A 21,205-nucleotide genomic window follows, 5' to 3' on the forward strand; every position below is an offset into this window, starting at 1 on the left:
GCATCGCCGGGCATCCCGCGAAGCGGCCTTCATCGTCCTGCAATCAAAGCGTCATCGTCACGATGCCAAGTTATCCAACCGATCCTCTCCCGCGAGCGACCATGCATCACGGTATCTCCCCGCCCCAGGACGCCGACCTGTTCGGCCTGATCTACGGTTTCCGTTTCCGCCCCGGCGAAGCGGGGCGGGAAATCGACTCGGTTACCGCCCTCGCCTGCCTGCGGCAGGCTCGCGAGGAGGCGCCGGACGAGTTCCTCTGGCTGCACCTGAACCTCGCCCATGCCGCCTGCGAGCGCTGGATGAAGAAGCATCTGGAACTGCCGGATTATTTCTTCGAAAGCCTGCGCGAGGGGTCGCGCTCGACGCGCATCGAACACGTCGACTCGGCGCTGCTGGCAGTGGTCAACGACGTGGTCTTCAACTTCGGCCTGGTCTCTTCGGACGTCGCCACCCTGTGGGTCTGCGCCCGTGGCCGGCTGCTGGTCAGTGCACGAGCGCAACCGCTGCGCTCGGTGGACAAGCTGCGCTCTTCGGTGAAGCACGGCGAACCTTTCCGTTCGCCCCTGCAGTTGCTGATCCACCTGTTGCGCGACCAGGGCGACGTGCTGACCCAGATCGTCCGCGAAACCAGCGTCGCAGTGGACCGCATCGAGGACCAGCTACTGGCCCTGCGCCTCTCCGCCAACCGCGCCGACCTCGGCGCCATGCGGCGCGTGCTGGTACGCCTGCAACGCCTGCTGGCGCTGGAGCCCGGTTCGCTGCTGCGCCTGCTCAACCGACCGCCGGAATGGCTACAGGATGCCGACCTGCGTGAGCTGCGCGAAGCCACCGAGGAGTTCTCCCTGGTGATCAGCGACCTGACCGCCCTGGGCGAACGGATCAAGCTGCTGCAGGAAGAGATCGCGGCCAAGCTCAACGAACAGAACAACCGCATCCTCTTCACCCTGACCATGGTCACGGTGCTGGCCCTGCCGATCAACATCGTCGCCGGCTTCTTCGGCATGAACGTCGGCGGGATTCCCTTCGCCGACGATCCTGAAGGCTTCTGGATCATGCTCGTGCTGGTCGCCAGCTTCACCTTCCTTGCCGGCCGCTGGGCCTTCCGCAAGCGTGGCGACTATTGAGCGTGGACAACGCCGGTGGACAGTGGTTAGGTTGACCGACCACCGTCAGCCGGACCTTCCATGAGCCTTTCCCCCGCCGATCTCAAGCAACTCCAGGCCGCCAAGAACCTGCTGGAAAACCCTGGACTCACCGCGCAACTCACCAGCCTGCTGGGCACGCCGATCGAATATGGCCTGAAGAAGTTGCCGCGGAAGGTCAACGAGAAGCTCGGTTCGGTGATCGAGGGAGCGCTGCTGAAAGTCGCCCGCTCGGCCACCGCCACCCTCCAGGAAAACGCCAGCGGTCAGCCGGCGAACCGCCTGCATACCCTCGGCGCCGCCGTTTCCGGTGGCGTCGGCGGCTTCTTCGGGCCGCTGGCGATGCTGGTCGAGGTGCCGGTCACCACCGGCATCATCTTCCGTTCCATCGCCGACATCGCGCGCAGCGAGGGCGAGTCGATCAGGGACATGGACACCCTGATGGCCTGTATCGAAGTCTTCGCCCTCGGCGGCAAATCCGCCTCGGACGACGCGTCGGAGTCCGGCTACTACGCGGTGCGTACGGCGCTGGCCCAGCAGGTCAAGGCGGCCGCCGACTTCCTCGGCAAGGACGCCGGCAGCAAGAAGGCCGCGCCGATGCTCCTGGCCCTGGTGCGCAAGGTCGCCGAGCGCCTGGGCGTGCAGTATTCGGAAAAGCTTGCGGCGCAGATCGTGCCCATCGTCGGTGCCCTCGGCGGCGCGGCGATCAACACGGTGTTCATGAACCATTTCCAGGCCATGGCGCGCGGTCACTTCGTCGTCCGCCGCCTGGAACGCCACTACGGCAAGGATGTGGTTCGCGACGCCTACGCCCTGCTGCCCCGGCGCGGCTGAGCATGCCGGCCCACGCGGTCAGCCTGGCGCCGGGCGCGGCGGCAGCGACGCGCCAGCTGTTCAGCGCCGTTTCGCTCGCGGCGGAGCCCGGCTGGAGCCGGGCCCCGCGCCGACTCAGAGCGCCAGGCCGGGGTTGTACAACGGACGGAAAGCGCAATGGGTGGTGCCGGCGCTCTGGTTGTAGAAATAGTAGCGGCGACAGTCGTTGTCGTAGTTGCTGGTGCCGACGTTGATCCGGTACGGACCGAAGCTGGCTCCCTGCAGGGAAACGAAGGCGCCGTTGTAGAGCAGCGAGAAATGCAGGTGCGGTCCGGTGGAGCTGCCACCCTCGCAGAGCGCGGTGTTGATGTTGCCGGCATAGACGCCGAGCTTGGTGTCGGCGCTGACCTGCTGGCCGTTGCTCACCTGGATCTGGTCCATATGGTAGTAGTTGGTCGCCCAGCCGCTGGGGTGGGTCACCCGTACCTGGCAGCGCGACAGCACCCGTACCGTACCGGCGTGGGCGGCGACCACGCTGTAGGTCGCACTGCCCCAGCGCGGCCAGTCGTAGGACGCATCGAAGGACGAGTACGGATAGCCCGAGCCGGTGTTCGAATGCGCTCCGTTGGGCTGCCAGGAATAGCCCTGGCGCCAGGGCAATTGCATCAGGTTGGATGGCGGCGCCAGCGCGGCCTTCGCCTGGAGTTGCCGGGCCACGCGGTTGCGCGGCTGCAGGAGTTCCGCGGCCGGGGTGCCGAACAGGCGCTGGAAGGTCTGAGCGTAGGCGCCGAGCGGATTGCCGCCTTGCACGGCGGAGGCCTTCGCCCCCTCTCGCAACAGACCGAGCAGCGCGGCCGATGCCGCGTTCAGGCCGTCCTCGCCGACGGCCTTGCGCGCAGCCGCCTGGCGCAACTGGTATTCCTCGAAACCGTAGTAGCGCCGCGACAACTGCTGCAACACGTCGCGGACCTGGGCATCGAAGCCGCGTTTCGCCGACAGCCGTCCCAGCGGCGCCGCCAAGGCGCGCTCGTCCGGCGCCCCCAACGGCCCGGATTGCATGACCATCAGGGTCAGCAACACTTTCGGGTTGATGCTGTAGTAGCCGCTCCAGTGCTCCAGGTATTCGCTCTTGTCGCGCAGCGCCGGCGCATTCATCGCCAGGTAGGCCTCGAGGTCGAACGCCTCGGCGTCGCGACCGTAGAGGAACAGGTCGTCATTCAGCGGCAGGGCCACGCTGGGCAGTTGCAACTGGCCGAGTAACTCCGCCGAATAGCGGAAGGCCGGCAGGCCATCGTCATGGGCATTGGCCGTACCGCCCACGGCGAGCGCCAGCAAGACGAAGAGGAACGGCGAGCGCGGACTCGCCATCGCGCGGGATCTTTTGTGCTGCATGGGTAGCTCCTGGTCATCGAAGGGAAACCTTGAAAGCCAGCAGCCCGGCGACATCGCCTCCGACGGGATAGCCTGGTCCGCTCCGCCGGTATTTCGCCCAGGCCGGGTTGCACGCCGCAGGACCGTGCAACGCCGTCACCCGGGAAGACAACTATCAGCTTTTGCAGTAGATCCGGTGCCCCGCTCCGTCCGGCTGTAAAGCGTGCGGCAGCGCACTCCAACCGAGCCGAATCGATCACAGAACGCCAGGCGTCGGAAATACTTCGATACAGTCTGCGCGCGCTCAGCGTTCCTCGGTGGAGGAGCCGTCGAGCGGATCGCGACGTGCCAGCTCGGCTTCGTCGAGGCCGTGGCCAGCGCCGATCTCGTTGCCATGCACGACCCTCAGGCGCTTGTCCGCGGGCGATTCGCCACCGCGCTCGGCCGGCGAGCGGGCGCCGCTTTCGTCGATCAGGGTTTCCGGCGCCAGATCGTCCATGCCGACGTTATCCTGGTAACCGTCGTCCTCGTCTGGCTGCCCGCCGGCGTGGCCCGCCTCGCGTACCCGCCGCGGGGAAAACTCGGCTTCCACCTCGGCCTCGGGCCGCTCGTCGCCGATCCGTGCCTTGCGCGCCTGGCGGCGCTCGTCGAAATCGAGTTCGCGTATCGAACCCATGCGGTCCTGAATGTCGTCGATTTCCTGGGGTGTGGTTTTCCGTCGTGTAGCCATGGCGACCTCCGTTACGAATGGCGGGCGCGCACCGCGAATGGCGCATCGCCCCTGTCCGGTCGACCGGCGAGGCGCCGGAAGATTCAGGAAATCCAACCGACGGCGGCTGCCTCGCTACCGCGGTGGCGGGCAAAAAAAAGCCGGATCGGCCCGGGGCGGGCTGGACGATCCGGCGTAATCGAAGCGCGGGACGTCGCGCACCTTGCCGCCGGCACGGGCGGGAGGTGGCGCACAGCGTTTCGCAGGGAATGACCACGGCATCGGCCGGTGGTCCAGGGGGAGTCAGGTCGGCACGGCTTCCTCGAGATAGTCGATGGCCTGGCGCACGGTCTCGATCCGTTCCGCATCGTCATCGGCGATCTCGACGCCGAACTCCGTTTCCAGGGCCATGACCAGTTCGACCACCTCGAGCGACTCGGCACCGAAGTCGTTACGGAAGTCGCTGTCCAACCGGATGTCGCATTCCTCCACGCCGAACCGGGCGGCTACCAGTTTCCTCACTCTGGTCTCGATGTCGTCCATGCATTGCGGTCCCACTGCCCGGCCCTGGAAAAAAGTGCGGCTACTAAAGCCTCCGTCCCCGCCAGCGACAACTGCCAGATCTGGCAGTGGCGCTGCGCTGGAGCGCGGCCGCCGCAGCGCGCCGGACAATCCGGTGGACGGAGCGCGACGCGAGGATTCGAAGTCCGTCACAGGGCGCTTCCCGGCGTATGCGCAATCACCCGCGCCTTCCCTCGCGGCAGGCTTTCGGGCAGTTCCGCCAGGGCCCGGCGTGCCTGCTCCGGGTCGAGGTAGTCGCCCCGTTCCACCGCGAACAGCTCCTGGCCATCGCGCAGTTCGCGGCGCAAACGCAACGACAGACCCGGATGCCGCTCGATCAGCGCGCGCATGAAGGCTTCGCTGCTGCCCTCGACCAATCGCACGGCGTAGCGCTGGGGTGACGGCGGCTGCGGCGCGTGCGTGCCCTGGCGAACCTCCGGTACCTCGCCGCCGCGACCGTCGCCCAGGGACGCCGGGTCCGCCAGGCGCGGCTTCTCCATCAGCACCGGGGCTGGAGCCGGATAGCTGCGCGGCGAGCCAATAGGTGCCGGTGCGACCTGGGCGGCGGGACGCAGGTCGATGGCGCCGGCATCCTCGAACAGCGGGCGCGCCGGTTCGCCGGCGACACCGCGCAGCAACTGGATGGAACGGTAACGGCCATGGCTGATGCGCTCCAGGCCGGCGGCATCGCGGACGATGCTCGGGCGCAGGAAGACCATCAGGTTGCGCTTCACCCGGGTCTCGCGGGACGAGCGGAACAGCCGGCCGACGCCGGGGATGTCGCCCAGCAGCGGTACCCGCGAATCGCTGCGCAGCAGGTCGTCCTGGATCAATCCACCGAGGACGATGACCTGGCCGTCGTCGGCCAGTACGGTGCTCTTGATCGAGCGCTTGTTGGTCACCAGGTCCACCGCCTTCGCCGCCAGGGTGGCGGTTGGCGCGATGGAGGATATTTCCTGCTCGATCTCCAGGCGCAGCATGCGGTCCTCGCCGATGTGCGGCGTGACCTTGAGGGTCACCCCGATATCCTTGCGCTCGACAGTGGTGAACGGATTGCTCGAACCGCTGACGCTGGTGGTGTAGCTGCCGGTCTGGAACGGCACGTTCTGGCCGACCAGGATTTCCGCCTTCTGGTTGTCCAGGGTCAGCAGGCTCGGCGTCGACAGCAGGTTGCTGCGGCTATTGCGGCTCAGCGCGGTGACCAGCGCGCCGAAATCGCGACTGCCGAGGCCGACTATCGCACCGTCGGGCAGCTCTGCCGGCGGCTTGCCGGCCTGCAACGCGCCCAGCAGGGTGCCGATGGACAACCCGCTGTCGGCGAAGCCAGCGCCGCCGGCGACATGCCCGCTACGCAGCGCCCATTGCACCCCGAGGGCGTCGCCGATCTCGCCGGACAGCTCGACGATCGCCGCCTCCACCAGCAGTTGCGCGCGCGGCACGTCGAGCTGGCGGACGATGTCCTCGAGCAGGCCGACATCCTCCGGGTCGGCGAGGATCACCAGGGCATTCAGCGATTCGTCGGCGCGCACCAGCAGGCCGCGCTTGCCGCTTCCCCGGCCATCCTGGCCCCGCTCGCCGTGCAGCGATTCGCCGATCTCCCCGAGGGTGGCGGCAAGGGTCTTGGCGTCGCCATGGCGCAGGCGGATCACCCGGCTGTTCGCCGACCGCGACGAGGGGACGTCGAGCGACTGCGCCAGCCGCAGCAAGCGCGCTCGCGCCTGCGGCGGACCGAGCAGGACCAGGCGGTTGCTGCGGCTGTCGGCAAGGACCTGGACGGTGGCGGCGCTCTTCCCGGCGGCCGGGGTGACGCTGCGATCGAGCACCTCGGCGATTTCCGCGACCCAGGCATGGCGCATGTCGTAGATGCTGTAGTCATGTTCGCCGGCCCGGTCGAGGCTGCGCACGATCGCCTCGATGCGCTCGATGTTGGCGCGGCGGTCGCTGACGATCAGCGCGTTGGCCGACGGTACGGCGGCCAGATGGCCATGGGCCGGGACCAGCGGCCGGATCATCGGGATCAGTTCCGCCACCGAGGTCTGCTGCGCCTGGACCACCCGCGTCTCCAGGCTGCCCGGCCCATCGCGGACGGTCTTCTGCGCGGCGTCCTGGCGTGCCTCCATGTTCGGCACGATACGCGCCTGGTCGCCCTGCGGCAGCACCGCGTAGCCGTGGGTGGCGAGCACCGAAAGGAATAGTTGGTAGACCTCCGCCAGGCTGAGCCGCGCCTGGGATACCACCGTGACCCGCCCCTTCACCCGCGGATCGACGACGAAGGTCTGGCCGCTGATGCTCGATACCTGCTCGATGAAGTCGCCGATCTCGGCATCCTTCATGTTGATCGTCCACTGCTCTTCCTCTTGCGCGGCGGCAGTCTCGGCAGGTGCCGGATGGACCGGCGGCGCCAGGCCGAGGACGGCCAGCGACAGGACCAGGAACAGCGGAGACAGGCGCTGGGCGGAACGGGTACTACAACGTGGCATGGGTGGTTTCTGCCCCTTCGGCTTTGGGGAAATACAGACGTTCTTCATAACCCTGGTCGCGCAGCACCACATGGTCGCGATGAACCGCCAGCAGCACGGTGCCGGGGCGCACTTCGGCGCCCGGCAGGAAGCGCTGCGAGCGCCCGGCCACCGCGATCAGCGCCGCCGAGCGGTCCTCGCGACGCGCCAGGAAGCAGGCCAGCAGGCGCAATTGCAGACGCTCGCCCGCCGTCGCGCCGCGCGGCGACGGAGCGCCACCGAACAAGCCGGCTAACGCCGCGCGCGGGGCCGCTGAAGGGTTGGCTGGCGGCGCCGGGGCCGCTGCGGCGGGCAATTCCGCCAGCTCGCGGCGCAGCGAGCGCGTCTGGCTGGCCAGGCTGGCGCTGAGCAACGCCAGCAGCAGCACGCAAAGCACAGCGGGCGCATGCCCGGCCAGGCTGCGCAGGGAAACGAAAGACGATGGAAGGTGACGCGACATGCAGCAGGCGGATTCCGGCAAACGGGCGCGCTGCATCGACGCGGCTCGCCCAGGGGCGGCGAGCATAAGGGATGGGGCTGCGGCCTACGGCCGCGAAAGGGCAAAACTGTTAAGGCTGCCCGCTTTGATCCTTCGTGGCGGGAACTGGCCCACAAAACGCCAGGCGCGGGAAAGGCCTCAGCGCTTGCCCATCGAACGACGGGTACCGCGCGGCGCCATGCCGGGACGCTGGCCCTTGTCGTGGATCTTCCGCTGCGGATAGAGCTGGGCCTGGTTCTTCTTCGCCAGGGCGGCCTTCAGCAACGCGCTGGCGTCGCTCGGCGCGGCCTGGGCCGGAGCGTCGTCGGAGGAAAGGGCCTGGGGAAGAGCGTCGGGAGCGGAAGCCATGGCGTATCCGGATCGGGGGAAATCGTGGGGACGCGATTATACATGGCTGCCCGGCTGTCCGGCAGCACCTGCCGGCGTATCGCCACGGGTCAACGCAGTTGCCACCAGCCCGGTAGCAACCGGCGCACCTTGGCCTGGGCGAAACGGTCGTCGATCAGGTGCACCACGCCGCGATCGCTGCGGCTGCGGATCACCCTCCCGGCGGCCTGGACCACCTTCTGCAGTCCCGGATACAGGTAGGTGTAGTCGTAGCCGTCACCGAACAGGCGCTGCATGCGCAGGCGGATCTGCTCGTTCACCGGATTCACCTGGGGCAACCCGAGGGTGGCGATGAAGGCGCCGATCAGGCGCTCGCCAGGCAGGTCGATGCCTTCGCCGAAGGCACCGCCGAGCACGGCGAAGCCGATGCCCTCGCCGCCCGCGACGAAGCGCTCGAGGAAGACCCGGCGCTCCGCCTCGTCCATCCGTGGCGTCTGGCTCCAGCACGGCACCCACGGGTATGCCTGGCGGAAGACGTCCAGCGCCTGCTGCAAGTAATCGAAGCTGCTGAAGAAGGCCAGGTAGTTGCCCGGCCGCTGGCGAAACTGCTCGCCGAGAATCGCTGCGATGGGCGTCAGGGATGCCTGGCGCTGCGCATAGCGCGTGGAAACCCGACGCTGTATGTGCACCTCCAGTTGCTCGGCGCTGAATGGCGAGTCCACTTCCAGCCAGGGCGTGCCCGCCGGCAGGCCGAGCAGGTCGGCGTAATAGTCGCGCGGCCCGAGGGTAGCGGAGAACAGCACGGTGGAGCGGCTGGCGGCGAAGCGCTCGGCGAGAAACGCCGCCGGCACCACGTTGCGCAGGCACAGCCGGGCCAGGCTGCGGCCGTTGCGGCCTGGGCGCTTCTCGATGTCGAACAGCGAATGCTCGCCGAACAGCTCGGCGAGACGGCCGAACTGCAGGATCGCGAAGTAGAACTCCTGCAACGCCGGCTCCAGCGCCTGCGGTTGCTCGGCGAGCAGGTCGTTGATCGCCGCCACCGCGTTCTGCAAGGCCAGGAGCAGCTTCTGCGGAGGCTCGTCGTAGGCCTGGTAGTCGTCCGCCTGGGTCTTGGCCAGTTCGTTCCAGGCACGCTGGATGCGCTCCAGCGGTTTCCTCAGGGCCTCCGGGGCGGTTTTGCGCACACCGAGGAAATCGCCCTGGTCGAGTTCGGCGGAATACATCCGCCGGCCGCGCTCCACCAGGTTGTGCGCCTCGTCCACCAGTACCGCCACCCGCCACTGGTTGACCTGGGCCAGGCCATGGAGCATGGCGCCGAGATCGAAGTAGTAGTTGTAGTCGCCCACCGCCAGGTCGCACCAGCGCGCCAGTTCCTGGCCCAGGTAGTAGGGACAGACCCGGTGCGCCAGCGCCACCTCGCGCAACCGCGCCTGGTCCAGCCAGCGCGCCTCCACGGCGGCGGCGCGGGCCGCCGGCAGGCGTTCGTAGAAGCCCTGGGCCAGGGGACAGGACTCGCCGTGGCAGGCCTTGTCCGGGTGCTCGCAGGCCTTGTCCCGCGCCACCAGTTCCAGCACCCGCACCGGCAGTCCGCCGGTCTCCCCTTCCAGGCTACGCAGGGCATGCAGCGCGAGGGCCCGGCCCGGGGTCTTGGCGGCCAGGAAGAACAGCCGGTCCAGGCGCTGCCCGGGCATCGCCTTGAGTTGCGGGAACAGCGTGCCGATGGTCTTGCCGATCCCGGTCGGCGCCTGGGCCATCAGGCAACAACCGGCGGAGGCGGCCTTGTACACCGCCTCCGCCAGTTGCCGCTGGCCGTGGCGGAATTCGGCGTGGGGAAAGCGTAACGCGGCCAGTTCGCGGTCGCGCCGCTGGCGGTGCGCCAGTTCCTGCTCGGCCCAGGCGAGAAACGCCTGGCACTGGCTCTCGAAGAACAGCCGCAGCTCGTCGGCCCGCACCCGCTCGACGAAGCGGGTCTCCTTCTGGCTGCCGACCTCCAGGTAGACCAGCGCCAGTTCGACTTCCTCCAGCTTCCGTTCGGCGCAGAGCAGCCAGCCGTAGACCCTGGCCTGGGCCCAGTGCAGGTGCCGGTGGTTGGCCGGTTGCAGGGCGAGGTCGCCGCGGTGGGTCTTGATTTCCTCCAGGCAGTTCGCCTGCGGATCGTAGCCATCCGCCCGGCCGCGCACCTGCAAGTGACGATAGCGTCCGTCCAGCGCCACTTCGCGCTGGTAGTGAGCGGGGCGCCGGGAGGTCACCAGGGTATGTCCGGCGATGCCTTCCAGGGCGCTGGGCGACGGGGTGAAGCGCAGGTCGAGGTCGCCGCGCTTGGCGCTGAACTCGCAAAGCGCGCGCACCGCCACCTGGTACAGCGCCTCGCCGCCCTGCTCAGTCATCGATATGCCAGCGCACGTAGCAGACCGCCACCGGCATCTCCCGCTCGCGGCAGAATTGCAGCCAGCGCAACTGGTTGTCCTGCAGGCGGTCGCCCGGTCCCTTGACCTCGACCATCCGGTAGCGCCGCTGCGCCGGCCAGAACTGGATCAGGTCCGGCAGGCCGGCGCGGTTGCCCGGGATATCCTCCAGCAGGCGTTCGAACCAGGCGCGCAGGTGGGCCGCCGGTAGGCAATCGAGCGCCTGTTCGAGCAGTTCCTCGCCAAGCAGTTCCCAGTAGACGAAGGGCGACTGCAGGCCGAACTTGTCGCGGTAGCGACAGCGGATCGCGTCGCGGTAGCTGCCGTCCTCCAGCCGTCCCAGGCAGGCCTCGAACAGGGCGGCGCGGCGCTGGCGGAAGTCGGCGCTGTGCAGGTCCGCCGGCGCGCTGTGGAAGGGATGGAAGAACGCCCCGGGAATGGCGGCGAAGATCGCCTCCCAGCAGAGCAGTCCGAACAGCGAATTGATCAGGCCGTTCTCGACGTAGTGCACCGCGCAATCGGGCTCTTCCAGGTGCTCGCGGACCGCCCACTCGACGCTACAGGGTTCGCTCGGGAACGCCAGGCACAGGTCCAGGCGGTCGATTTCCGGAGCCGCCGCCCGCGCCTGTCGCGGCAGGCCGAGCTTGCCTTGCAGGCGCGGCAGCAATCGGGCCAGGCCCTGGCGTTCGGCGTCGCTTTCCGGCGCACAGCTGGCCTCCCGCGCCAATGCATGGGCTTCGGCGAAGCGCTCGCCGCGTTCCAGGCTGCGAATCGCCCGCAGGCGCGCGCCGGGGTGGCTGGATTGGCGATAGAGCCGCTGGGCCAGGTCGAAATCCCGCTGCTTTTCGCAGTGCTGGGCGAACTGGAACAGCAGCTTGACCCGCCGCCCTTCCAGCCAGGGATTGGCGTAGGGTTCGCCCGGCAGGCCGGCGAGCAGTTCCTCCAGCGGCTCGCCGAGGTCGAAGCGCTGGCGGCAGTCGAACAGGTGGAGATAGGCGTCGACGTCGGCGCGCAGGCGAAAGCCGCGAGAGTCGGCGGAAAACTCGACGCTTTCGTAACGATAGATACCCAGGTCGGCAAGGACGAACTCCGACCAGTCCTGCCACAGGTTGCCGAAATACATCAACCGCAAGCGGTCGCAGAGCGCCATGCAGCGCAACTCGTAGACCGGTTCGGCGAAGTCGGCCTGCCACTCGGCGAGCCGCCGCGCCTCGGGGAACAACGGCTGGAGCCGTTCCAGCAGCGCATCCTTGCGCAGGTTCGCGCGCCCGAGATGGTCCCTGAACAGCTGCGACAATTCGTCCTTCTTCAGCAAGCCGAACAGTTGCGCCAGTTCCAGGGTCGGCTGCGCGTCCACCCAGCCCAATGCCAACAGCGGTTGCACGGCGGCGCGCGTGTCGCCGATCTCGGCATAGGCCAGCTTGCCTTCGCGGAACAGCGTGCCCTTGCGCATCACCATGCGCACCAGCAGGGCCTGGCTGGCCTCGGGCAGCTCGGCGAACGCGGCGATGAAGGCACGTTCCTGATCGTCGAGCAGATCGGCATAGCGTTCGCCGATCCAGGCGAGTACCGCGCGGAAGTTGTGCAGGTAGTAGAAGGGTTCGGGAAGCGCTGGGGAATTCACGGGAAGCGGAGCCTGGTACTGTTCATGCATACAGATACCAGCGCCCCCACGGCTTGGCAATGCGCATCCGATCAAGCGTCGCCGGCCTGACGACGACTATCCAGGCACAAGGCGTTCGTTATATAAAAATATTAACAACGAAACCTGCCCCGTATCGGTCCCGATGAAGAAGATCCGCCAACGCAACCTGCAACTGATCCTCGACGCCGCCTGCGAAGTCTTCGCCGACTGCGGCTTCAGCGCCGCCCGGCTCAGCGACGTCGCCGAGCGCGCCGGCGTGGCGAAGGCCAACGTGCTCTATTACTACCGCTCCAAGGCGCAACTCTACGAGGCGGTGCTGGACAGCATCGTCGAGCCCCTGCTGGAAGCCTCCCGGCCATTCGCCGGCGACCAGCCGCCCGCCGAGGCGCTACGCGCCTACGTCGACAACAAGATGCGCATCGGCGCCGAGCGGCCGCACGCGGCCAGGGTCTTCTCCTGCGAGATCATGCGCGGCGCGCCGCGCATGCCGGCGCCGCTGCTGGAACGCCTCGACGCCCAGGCGGAACGCAACGCCGAGCGCATCCGCCAGTGGATCGACGAAGGCCTGCTGGCGCCGCTGGATCCGTACCACCTGCTGCTCAACCTGTGGGCGATGACCGAGTCCTATGCCCTTGGCGGCTGGCAACTGGCGCGCCTCACCGGCCAGGCCGGGCTGGACGCCAGCGACTACCGGCAGGCGGCGGAAAACATCGTCCGCCTGGTCTGCGCCGGCTGCCTGGCACTCCCCGGCGAGGCCGCGCCGCGTCGGCGTTTCCGCGCGCTGGCCGGCTGAGCGACTTGCGCCGGATCAATTTCCGCGTAGCGCTATATTCCAAAAGCCATAGCGAACCCCTAAGCTTGCGCCAGCCCCGTCCGCCAACTTCGTTCGCCCCCACAGGAGCACTCCATGACCACCCGCCTGCCCCAGCTATTGCTCGCCCTCCTCGCCAGCGCCGTATCCCTGGCCGCCAGCGCCGACGAGGTGCAGGTCGCCGTCGCGGCCAACTTCACCGCGCCGATCCAGGCCATCGCCAAGGAATTCGAGAAAGACACCGGGCACAGGCTGGTCGCCGCCTACGGCGCCACCGGCCAGTTCTATACGCAGATCAAGAACGGCGCGCCGTTCCAGGTTTTCCTCTCCGCCGACGACAGCACTCCGGCGAAACTGGAGCAGGAAGGCGAGATCGTGCCCGGCTCGCGCTTCACCTATGCCATCGGCACCCTGGCACTCTGGTCGCCCAAGGCCGGCTACGTCGACGCCAAGGGTGAGGTGCTGAAGAGTGGCAGCTTCAGGCACCTGTCCATCGCCAACCCGAAGACCGCGCCCTACGGCCTCGCCGCCACCCAGGCGATGGACAAGCTCGGCCTCGCCGCCACGCTCGGGCCGAAGCTGGTGGAAGGCCAGAACATCAGCCAGGCCTACCAGTTCGTTTCCAGCGGCAACGCCGAACTGGGCTTCGTCGCCCTGTCGCAGATCTACAAGGATGGTAAAGTCGCAACCGGCTCGGCCTGGATCGTTCCCGCCGAGCTGCACGACCCGATCCGCCAGGACGCGGTCATCCTCAACAAGGGCAAGGACAACGCCGCCGCCAAGGCCCTGGTCGACTACCTGAAGGGCGCCAAGGCCGCCGCGCTGATCAAGTCCTACGGCTACGAACTCTAAGGCGGGACCTGCATGGCGTTGCCACTCGACAGTACGGACCTGGCGGCCATCTGGCTGACCATCGAGCTGGCTTCGCTCACCACCCTCCTCCTGCTGCTGATCGGCACGCCCATCGCCTGGTGGCTGGCGCGCACCCGCTCCTGGCTGAAGGGGCCGATCGGCGCGGTGGTGGCCCTGCCGCTGGTGCTGCCGCCGACGGTGATCGGCTTCTACCTGCTGGTCAGCATGGGTCCCAACGGTTTCATCGGCCAGCTCACCCAGAGCCTCGGTCTCGGCACCCTGCCCTTCACCTTCGCCGGTCTGGTGGTCGGCTCGGTGTTCTACTCGCTGCCCTTCGTCGTGCAACCGTTGCAGAACGCCTTCGAGGCGATCGGCGAGAAACCGCTGGAGGCTGCCGCGACCCTGCGCGCGAGCCCCGCCGACCGTTTCTTCAGCGTGGTCCTGCCGCTGGCCCGGCCGGGTTTCGTCACCGCCGCGATCCTCGGCTTCGCCCATACCGTCGGCGAGTTCGGCGTGGTGCTGATGATCGGCGGCAACATCCCGGAGAAAACCCGCGTGGTCTCGGTGCAGATATTCGATCACGTCGAAGCCATGGAATACGCCCAGGCCCACTGGCTGGCCGGCGGCATGGTGGCGTTCTCCTTCGTCGTCCTCCTCGCCCTCTATTCGGGCCGGCGCCGCCGGCCGGGCTGGGCCTGAGATGGACGGCCTGCGCCTGCACTTCCGCCGCGCCTACCCCGGCTTCGAACTGGACATCGACCTGGCTCTTCCCGGTCGTGGCGTGACCGCTCTGTTCGGCCATTCAGGCTCCGGCAAGAGTACTTGCCTGCGCTGTATCGCCGGCCTGGAAAAGGCCGCCGAGGGCGAGGTGACGATCAACGGCGAGACCTGGCAGGACAGCCGCCGCAACCTCTTCGTCGCGCCCCACCGGCGTGCCCTCGGCTACGTGTTCCAGGATGCCAACCTGTTCCGCCACCTGACGGTGCGGCGCAACCTGGCCTTCGGTCTCAAGCGCATCGCCGCCGCCGAACGCCGCGTCGAGCTGGAACAGGCCTGCGCCCTGCTGGGCATCGAGCACCTGCTGGAACGCATGCCGGAACGCCTCTCCGGCGGCGAGCAGCAACGCGTCGGCATCGCCCGGGCCCTCCTCACCAGCCCGCGCCTGCTGCTGATGGACGAGCCTCTGGCATCCCTCGACCTGAAGCGCAAGGGCGAGATCCTGCCCTATCTCGAGCGCCTGCACGAGGAACTGGACATCCCGGTGCTCTATGTCAGCCACTCGCCAGACGAAGTGGCGCGCCTGGCCGATCACCTGGTGCTGCTGGAGAACGGCAAGGTCCGCGCCAGCGGGCCGATCGGCGAAACCCTGGCGCGAGTCGACCTGCCGCTGGCGCTGGACGACGATGCCGGGGTGGTGATCGAGGGCACGGTCAGCGACCACGACCCGGCCTACGGCCTGCTGACCCTGGTCCTGCCCGGCAGTGCGCTGCAAATGCGCGTCGCCCACGCCCCGCTGGCCCCCGGCAAGCGCCTGCGCTTCAAGGTACAGGCGCGCGACGTCAGCCTGAACCTGCGCGACGACGCCCAGAGCAGCATCCTCAACCGCCTGCCGGTACGGGTCCTGGAATTGGTCGATACCGACACCGCGGCCCACGTCCTGGTGCGCCTGGATGCCGGCGGCAATCCGCTGCTGGCGCGGATCACCCGTTACTCGCGGGACCAGTTGCAACTACGACCCGGCCAGCTGTTGTGGGCGCAGATCAAGTCGGTGGCGGTGCTCGCCTGACCCCGGCCTCGCCTGCGGCGCCTAGACCCTGGGCCAACGGTAGCGGATCAGCCGGCCCATCCGCCGCAGGAAGGCGAAGCCGTTGTAGATCGGCAGCATCAGCCGCGACGACTGCGGCAGCTTGGCGACGTCCTGCGGGTCATAGTCGGTGACCTCCTCGATGAAGCGCAGGGCCGGATGCCACCGCTCGAGTTCGCGCGGGTCGTCGATGCTCCAATGCACCTGCGCCCCGGTCTCGCGCAGCGGCGGATACAGGCGCAGCAGCATGATGCCGAGGCGGCCGTAGCCGTCGAACAGCAGCTCGCCGCTACCCAGGTGGTCGACCAGGCGTTCCACCAGGCGTCGCACCTGGGACTCCCGCAGATAAGGCATCAGCCCCTCGGCCAGGACCAGGGCGGGCCGCTCGCGCGGCACCCCTTGCAGCCAGCCGTCGTCGTCCACCGAGTGGCGCAGCGCCCGATAGGCGCCGGCGCGCGGCGGGTAGAGCCGATCGCGCAGGTCCATGACTTCCGGATAGTCGAGGTCGAACCAGGGCAGCTCGGCCGGCGGGTCGACCCGGTAGATACGGCTGTCCAGGCCGCAACCGAGGTTGAGCACCTGCCCCTCGGGATGGTGGTCGAGGAACTCGCGGCAGGCCTGGTCGAAGTAATGCGAGCGCATGGCCAGGGCCCGTTCGTTGCCCTTGCCGAGGGCGACCCTGGAGAAGTCGAAGTCGATCTGCCGCACCGCCGCCTCGGCGAAACGGTCATGGAGGATGGAATCGTCCAGGCGGCTATCCAGCGCCTTGGCGTAGAGGGTGATCAGGAGCGTCTGCTTTTCTCCGGTGAGGGTAATGCGGTGGCCGGGCATGAAAACCTCCTGCGGGCACGCGTGCCTCTTCAGTCCTTGCCGAAAACATCGCTATGCTTCGGCAATGATTGCCCTGGAGTCACGAATGAAAGCCAACTCCGATGAACTGCAAAGCTTCGTCAGTGTAGTCGACAGCGGTTCCATCAGCGCCGCCGCGGAACAGATGGGACTGACCGCCTCGGCCGTCAGCCGGACCCTCTCGCGCCTCGAGCACAAGCTCGGCACCACCCTGCTCAACCGCACCACCCGGCGCATGGAGCTGACCGAGGAAGGCCGCTACTTCCTCGACCAGGCACGGCAGATCCTGCAGCAGATGGAGGCGCTCGAGGAACGCCTGGCCCTGCGCCGGCAGAGCCCCGCCGGGCGCCTGCGGATCAACGCCGCCTCGCCCTTCATGCTGCACGCGGTGGTGCCGCACATCGGCGAGTTCCGCCGGCTGTACCCGGACATCCAGCTCGAACTCAACACCAACGACCTGATCATCGACCTGTTGGAGCAACGCACCGACGTGGCGATCCGCATCGGCGCGCTCAGCGACTCCACCCTGCACGCGCGGCCGCTGGGCGCCAGCCGCCTGCACATCCTCGCCAGCCCGGAGTACCTGGCCCGCCACGGCACGCCGGCGAGCATCGAGGGGCTGCGAGGGCACACCCTGCTCGGCTTCACCCAGCCCGAGCACCTCAACCGCTGGCCGGTGGTGCACGCCGACGGCGATCGCCTGGAGATCCAGCCGGATATCTCTGCCTCCAGCGGCGAGACGCTCCGCCAACTGGCCCTGAGCCACCAGGGCATCGCCTGCCTGGCCAGCTTCATGACCGACCGCGATATCCAGGATGGGCGCCTGGTGCCGCTGTTCGCCGAACAGATGAGCGAATACCGGCAACCGATCCACGCCGTCTACTATCGCAACTCGCAACTGGCGCTGCGCATCCAGTGCTTCCTCGACTTCATCCAGCAGCGCCTGGGCGCCTGAGACCGACCGTGAACGAATCCCTCGATTTCTCGCCCTACCTCGAGCGCTGGGCGTTGCAACCCGACGGCGAGCCCTTCGCCACCCACAGCAGCCGCCTGCTGCCGGTGCGCCATCGCGGCGCAGCGGCGATGCTGAAGATATCCAGTGCCGAAGAAGAGCGTTTCGGCCACGTACTGCTCAACTGGTGGGACGGCCAGGGCGCGGCCAGGGTGCTGGCCTACGACCACCAGGCGCTGCTGATGGAGCGTGCCACCGGCGGGCGCTCGCTGCTGGAGATGGTCAAGCGCGGCGACGACGACGAGGCTACGCGTATCCTCTGCCAGGCCATCGAACGCATCCATGCCCCGCGCCCGGGTCCGTTGCCGGAACTGACCCCGCTGGAGCGCTGGTTCGACTCGCTGTATGCCGCCGAGCGCCGCTACGGCGGGCTCTACGTCGACTGCGCGAACGCCGCCCGCTACCTGCTGGAGACCGCTCGCGAACAGCGCCCGCTGCATGGCGACATCCACCACGGCAATGTGCTCGACTTCGGCGAGCGCGGCTGGCAAGTCATCGACCCCAAGCGGCTCTACGGCGAGCGCGGCTACGACTACGCCAACCTGTTCACCAATCCCGACGCGAAGACCGCCCAGGCGCCCGGCCGTTTCGAGCGCCAGTTGGAGATCGTCGTCGCCGCCAGCGGCCTGCAACGCCGCCGCCTGCTGCTGTGGATCCTGGCCTGGACCGGACTCTCGGCGGCCTGGTTCGACGAGGACGGCAGCCGCGAGGAGACCGAAGCCGAGCTGGCCATCGCCCGCCTGGCCCTGGCAAACCTCGCTCGAACGCCTGCGCAATGAACTGTGCGGCGGCTCCCGCGCTCCAACGCGAGGCACTGTTCCGCCGCCGCGATCCGGTGTCAAATACACACCCCGCCAAGATGGCGGTGCCCACCACCCAGTAAGGAAACCCAAGATGGCCGGAGCCAGCCTCCTCACCCTCCTCGACGATATTGCCGCGGTGCTCGACGACGTCTCGCTGATGACCAAGGTCGCCGCGAAGAAGACCGCCGGTGTCCTCGGCGACGACCTGGCCCTCAACGCCCAGCAGGTCACCGGGGTCAACGCCGACCGCGAACTGCCGGTGGTCTGGGCGGTGGCCAAGGGCTCGCTGCGGAACAAGGCGATCCTCGTTCCCGCCGCCCTGCTGATCAGCGCCTTCGCGCCCTGGGCGGTGATCCCGCTGCTGATGCTCGGCGGCGCCTACCTGTGCTTCGAGGGCTTCGAGAAGATCGCCCACAAGTATCTGCCCCATGACGACGAGCACGCCGACGAGGCAGCGTTGGCGGCCAATGTCGACGTGGCCGCCCTGGAAAAGCAGAAGATCGGCGGCGCGATCCGTACCGACTTCATCCTCTCCGCGGAAATCATCGCCATCACCCTGGGTACCGTCGCCGAGTCCAGCTTCACCACCCAGGTACTGGTGCTGGTCGGCATCGCCCTGGTGATGACCATCGGCGTCTACGGCCTGGTCGCCGGCATCGTCAAGCTGGACGACGCCGGCCTCTACCTGTCCAGGCGCGACAGCGGCTTTGCCCAAGGGCTCGGCGGCGCCATCCTGCGCACCGCGCCATACCTGATGAAAGGCCTTTCGGTGGTCGGCATGGCGGCGATGTTCATGGTCGGCGGCGGCATCCTCACTCACGGTATCCCGGTGGTCCACCACGCCATCGAACAGGCCGCGCAGAGCGTCGCCGGCATCGCCACGCTGGGCCCGCTGCTGGCGGCGATCACCCCGACCCTGCTGAACTTCCTGTTCGGCATCGTCGCCGGCGCGGTGGTCCTGGCGGGGGTGCTGCTGGTCAAGCGCCTGCTGCCGAAGAAGAAAAAGACTGGCTGAGCCTGCCATCGCGGAGGGCGGATAGCCGCCCTGGCGCACATCCCACGAAGCGGTTGTGCGCCCTGCCCCGGAAGTCCTCCTCCGTTTCAATTCAATAATTTTGCACTGTAATAGCAACATTATTCGTTGGAGACGAATAAAGCTCCCCTCCTAGAATGGCCACCAGTGCCATGAGCCGTCTGTTCCGAGCCTTCCAGACGAAGATCCGACCTCCGCACTCCATCGACCCGGCAACGGGATACCCAGAAAAATACCGATAACCCAACGAGGACCCGAGGGTCGCGCCTGCTCGCCAGCCGGCCGGACCCCGGGGCCCGGCGTGCCAGCGACCATGAACGATACGGATAGCAGAAAAGATCCGGACGGCTACAACTACGACGTCGTCCGCCAGTTCACCCTGATGACCCTGGTCTGGGGCATCCTCGGCATGGGCCTGGGGGTGTTCATCGCCGCCCAACTGGTCTGGCCGGCGCTCAACCTCGACCTGCCCTGGACCAGCTTCGGCCGCATCCGCCCGATCCACACCAGCCTGGTGATCTTCGCCTTCGGCGGCAGCGCGTTGTTCGCCACCTCCTTCTACGTGGTGCAGCGCACCAGCGGCGTGCGGCTGATCTCCGATGCCCTGGCGCGCTTCGTGTTCTGGGGCTGGCAGGCGGCGATCGTGGGGATGATCGTCAGCTACCCGCTGGGCTATACCACCTCCAAGGAATACGCCGAGATGGAATGGCCGCTGGCGCTGTGGATGGCGATCGTCTGGGTGGTCTATGCCTACCTGTTCTTCGGCACCATCGCCCGTCGCAAGGTGAAGCACATCTACGTCGGCAACTGGTTCTACGGCGCCTTCATCATCGTCACCGCGATGGTCCATATGGTGAACCACGCATTGCTGCCGGTGAGCCTGGGCAAGTCCTACTCGGCCTATTCCGGCGCCACCGACGCGATGATCCAGTGGTGGTACGGGCACAGCGTGGTCGGCTTCATCCTCTCGGTCGGCTTCCTCGGCATGATGTACTACTTCGTGCCCAAGCAGGCCGGGCGACCGATCTACTCCTATCGCCTGTCCATCGTGCATTTCTGGGCGATCATCTCGATCTACATCTGGGCCGGTCCGCACCACCTGCACTACACCGCGCTGCCGGACTGGGCGCAGTCGCTCGGCATGGTGATGTCGCTGATCCTCCTGGCACCGAGCTGGGGCGGCATGATCAACGGCATGATGACCCTCTCCGGGGCCTGGCATAAGTTGCGCGACGACCCGATCCTGCGCTTCCTGGTGGTGTCCCTGGCGTTCTACGGCATGTCCACCTTCGAAGGCCCGATGATGGCGATCAAGACGGTCAACTCGCTGTCCCACTACACCGACTGGACCATCGGCCATGTCCACGCCGGCGCCCTCGGCTGGGTGGCGATGATCTCCATCGGCACGCTCTACCACATGATCCCGAAACTCTGGGGCCGCGAGCGGATGCACAGCGTCGGCCTGATCAACGCGCACTTGTGGCTGGCCACCATCGGCACCGTGCTGTACATCGCCTCGATGTGGGTCAACGGCATCACCCAGGGCCTGATGTGGCGGGCGGTCAACGAGGACGGCACGCTCACCTACTCGTTCGTCGAGGCGCTGGTGGCCAGCCATCCGGGCTACGTGGTGCGCCTGCTCGGCGGCGCCACCTTCGCCAGCGGCATGCTGCTGATGGCCTACAACACCTGGCGGACCCTGCGCAGCGCGCAGGACCAGCGGCAGCCGGTCCTGGCGGCCGGCCAGGGGGCCTGAACATGCTGTTGTCCCTGCTGTGCCTCTCCACCCTGGTGCTCGGCCTCGCGCTCAGCCTCGTCGGCAGTACCCGCGAGGAACGCGAACAGGCCGCCCTGCTGCCATTCGCCGACGATCCCGAGGCCGCCCGCCGGGTCGCCCGGGATACCGGCAAGATCTGCCGGCAGGTGGTCCGCCCCCTCGAGGAATCCCGCGAGGCCGCCGGCCCGCCGTTCCTCGCCTGAACCGACTCCATCATCCAGGGATGGATGCCTCCAGCACGAAAGTGCCTTACGGGGCCGGCAACGGCCCCTTTCTTTCGCTTCGAAGAGTTCC

The 21,205-nt window shown here is 67.8% G+C and carries 20 protein-coding genes; 11 read left to right on the forward strand and 9 right to left on the reverse strand.

Annotated elements, in window-relative coordinates:
• The first annotated feature begins 101 nt into the window (after positions 1–101).
• Together LE197_RS12135 and LE197_RS12140 are read left to right on the forward strand one after the other, a co-directional pair.
• Complete coding sequence (locus LE197_RS12135) at positions 102–1,124, forward strand: transporter (protein WP_003113619.1); 1,023 nt, start codon at positions 102–104, stop codon at positions 1,122–1,124.
• Between the two features lie 60 nt (positions 1,125–1,184).
• Positions 1,185–1,976 carry an EcsC family protein gene (locus tag LE197_RS12140; RefSeq protein WP_003106675.1) on the forward strand — a complete coding sequence of 264 codons (792 nt, stop codon included), beginning with the start codon at positions 1,185–1,187 and terminating at the stop codon, positions 1,974–1,976.
• 114 nt (positions 1,977–2,090) lie between these two features.
• On the opposite strand, the gene lasA is transcribed toward LE197_RS12140, so the two are convergent.
• The 8 genes from lasA to fan1 all read right to left on the reverse strand — a co-directional run bounded on the left by lasA (position 2,091) and on the right by fan1 (position 11,979).
• Positions 2,091–3,347, reverse strand: coding sequence for an elastinolytic metalloprotease LasA (gene lasA / locus LE197_RS12145; protein ID WP_023108904.1), 1,257 nt, complete (start codon positions 3,345–3,347; stop codon positions 2,091–2,093).
• Between the two features lie 283 nt (positions 3,348–3,630).
• Entirely contained in the window at positions 3,631–4,056 is a 426-nt protein-coding gene (locus LE197_RS12150; RefSeq protein WP_003088094.1) for a hypothetical protein, read from the reverse strand.
• A 282-nt stretch (positions 4,057–4,338) separates the two neighbouring features.
• Entirely contained in the window at positions 4,339–4,578 is a 240-nt protein-coding gene (gene acpP, locus LE197_RS12155) for an acyl carrier protein (protein ID WP_009876275.1), read from the reverse strand.
• A gap of 167 nt (positions 4,579–4,745) precedes the next feature.
• Complete coding sequence (gene gspD / locus LE197_RS12160; protein ID WP_023108905.1) at positions 4,746–7,076, reverse strand: type II secretion system secretin GspD; 2,331 nt, start codon at positions 7,074–7,076, stop codon at positions 4,746–4,748.
• Entirely contained in the window at positions 7,063–7,590 is a 528-nt protein-coding gene (locus tag LE197_RS12165; RefSeq protein ID WP_003113617.1) for a type VI pilus biosynthesis protein, read from the reverse strand. Before LE197_RS12165 ends, gspD begins: the two co-directional genes overlap by 14 nt.
• A 141-nt stretch (positions 7,591–7,731) precedes the next feature.
• Complete coding sequence (locus LE197_RS12170) at positions 7,732–7,941, reverse strand: hypothetical protein (RefSeq protein WP_003088087.1); 210 nt, start codon at positions 7,939–7,941, stop codon at positions 7,732–7,734.
• Positions 7,942–8,030: 89 nt separating this feature from the next.
• Entirely contained in the window at positions 8,031–10,307 is a 2,277-nt protein-coding gene (locus tag LE197_RS12175) for an ATP-dependent DNA helicase (RefSeq protein ID WP_023108906.1), read from the reverse strand.
• Positions 10,300–11,979: a nuclease Fan1 gene (fan1, locus tag LE197_RS12180; RefSeq protein WP_226034051.1), complete on the reverse strand. Its 1,680-nt coding sequence runs from the start codon at positions 11,977–11,979 to the stop codon at positions 10,300–10,302. The genes LE197_RS12175 and fan1 overlap by 8 nt, the downstream gene beginning before the upstream one ends.
• Positions 11,980–12,112: 133 nt before the next feature.
• Between fan1 and LE197_RS12185 the strand changes: the two genes are divergently transcribed.
• The 4 genes from LE197_RS12185 (at position 12,113) to modC (ending at position 15,419) form a co-directional block, all read left to right on the forward strand.
• Positions 12,113–12,763, forward strand: a complete 651-nt coding sequence (locus tag LE197_RS12185) for a TetR/AcrR family transcriptional regulator (protein ID WP_003098214.1) — start codon at positions 12,113–12,115, stop codon at positions 12,761–12,763.
• A gap of 114 nt (positions 12,764–12,877) precedes the next feature.
• Positions 12,878–13,633, forward strand: a complete 756-nt coding sequence (gene modA / locus LE197_RS12190; RefSeq protein ID WP_003117674.1) for a molybdate ABC transporter substrate-binding protein — start codon at positions 12,878–12,880, stop codon at positions 13,631–13,633.
• Positions 13,634–13,645: 12 nt separating this feature from the next.
• A complete protein-coding gene (gene modB, locus LE197_RS12195) occupies positions 13,646–14,332 on the forward strand; it encodes a molybdate ABC transporter permease subunit (RefSeq protein ID WP_196752387.1) in 687 nt (228 codons plus the stop codon).
• 1 nt (position 14,333) lies between these two features.
• Entirely contained in the window at positions 14,334–15,419 is a 1,086-nt protein-coding gene (gene modC, locus LE197_RS12200) for a molybdenum ABC transporter ATP-binding protein (protein ID WP_023089047.1), read from the forward strand.
• Between the two features lie 21 nt (positions 15,420–15,440).
• Here the strand turns inward: modC and LE197_RS12205 are convergent, their stop codons facing one another.
• Positions 15,441–16,268 (reverse strand): class I SAM-dependent methyltransferase, encoded by an 828-nt coding sequence (locus tag LE197_RS12205; RefSeq protein ID WP_003098211.1) that lies wholly within the window; start codon positions 16,266–16,268, stop codon positions 15,441–15,443.
• A gap of 85 nt (positions 16,269–16,353) precedes the next feature.
• Between LE197_RS12205 and LE197_RS12210 the strand changes: the two genes are divergently transcribed.
• From LE197_RS12210 to LE197_RS12230, 5 genes are all read left to right on the forward strand, one after another.
• Positions 16,354–17,241: a LysR family transcriptional regulator gene (locus tag LE197_RS12210; RefSeq protein ID WP_003098210.1), complete on the forward strand. Its 888-nt coding sequence runs from the start codon at positions 16,354–16,356 to the stop codon at positions 17,239–17,241.
• 8 nt (positions 17,242–17,249) lie between these two features.
• Complete coding sequence (locus tag LE197_RS12215; protein WP_023108907.1) at positions 17,250–18,077, forward strand: aminoglycoside phosphotransferase family protein; 828 nt, start codon at positions 17,250–17,252, stop codon at positions 18,075–18,077.
• A 115-nt stretch (positions 18,078–18,192) separates the two neighbouring features.
• Positions 18,193–19,116 (forward strand): DUF808 domain-containing protein, encoded by a 924-nt coding sequence (locus tag LE197_RS12220; RefSeq protein ID WP_003098208.1) that lies wholly within the window; start codon positions 18,193–18,195, stop codon positions 19,114–19,116.
• A 331-nt stretch (positions 19,117–19,447) separates the two neighbouring features.
• Complete coding sequence (ccoN, locus tag LE197_RS12225) at positions 19,448–20,890, forward strand: cytochrome-c oxidase, cbb3-type subunit I (RefSeq protein ID WP_023108908.1); 1,443 nt, start codon at positions 19,448–19,450, stop codon at positions 20,888–20,890.
• Positions 20,891–20,892: 2 nt separating this feature from the next.
• Positions 20,893–21,114, forward strand: coding sequence for a hypothetical protein (locus LE197_RS12230; protein WP_023108909.1), 222 nt, complete (start codon positions 20,893–20,895; stop codon positions 21,112–21,114).
• Positions 21,115–21,205: the final 91 nt, after the last annotated feature.

Source organism: Pseudomonas sp. PS1(2021), from assembly GCF_020405165.1.
Taxonomy (GTDB): domain Bacteria; phylum Pseudomonadota; class Gammaproteobacteria; order Pseudomonadales; family Pseudomonadaceae; genus Pseudomonas; species Pseudomonas aeruginosa.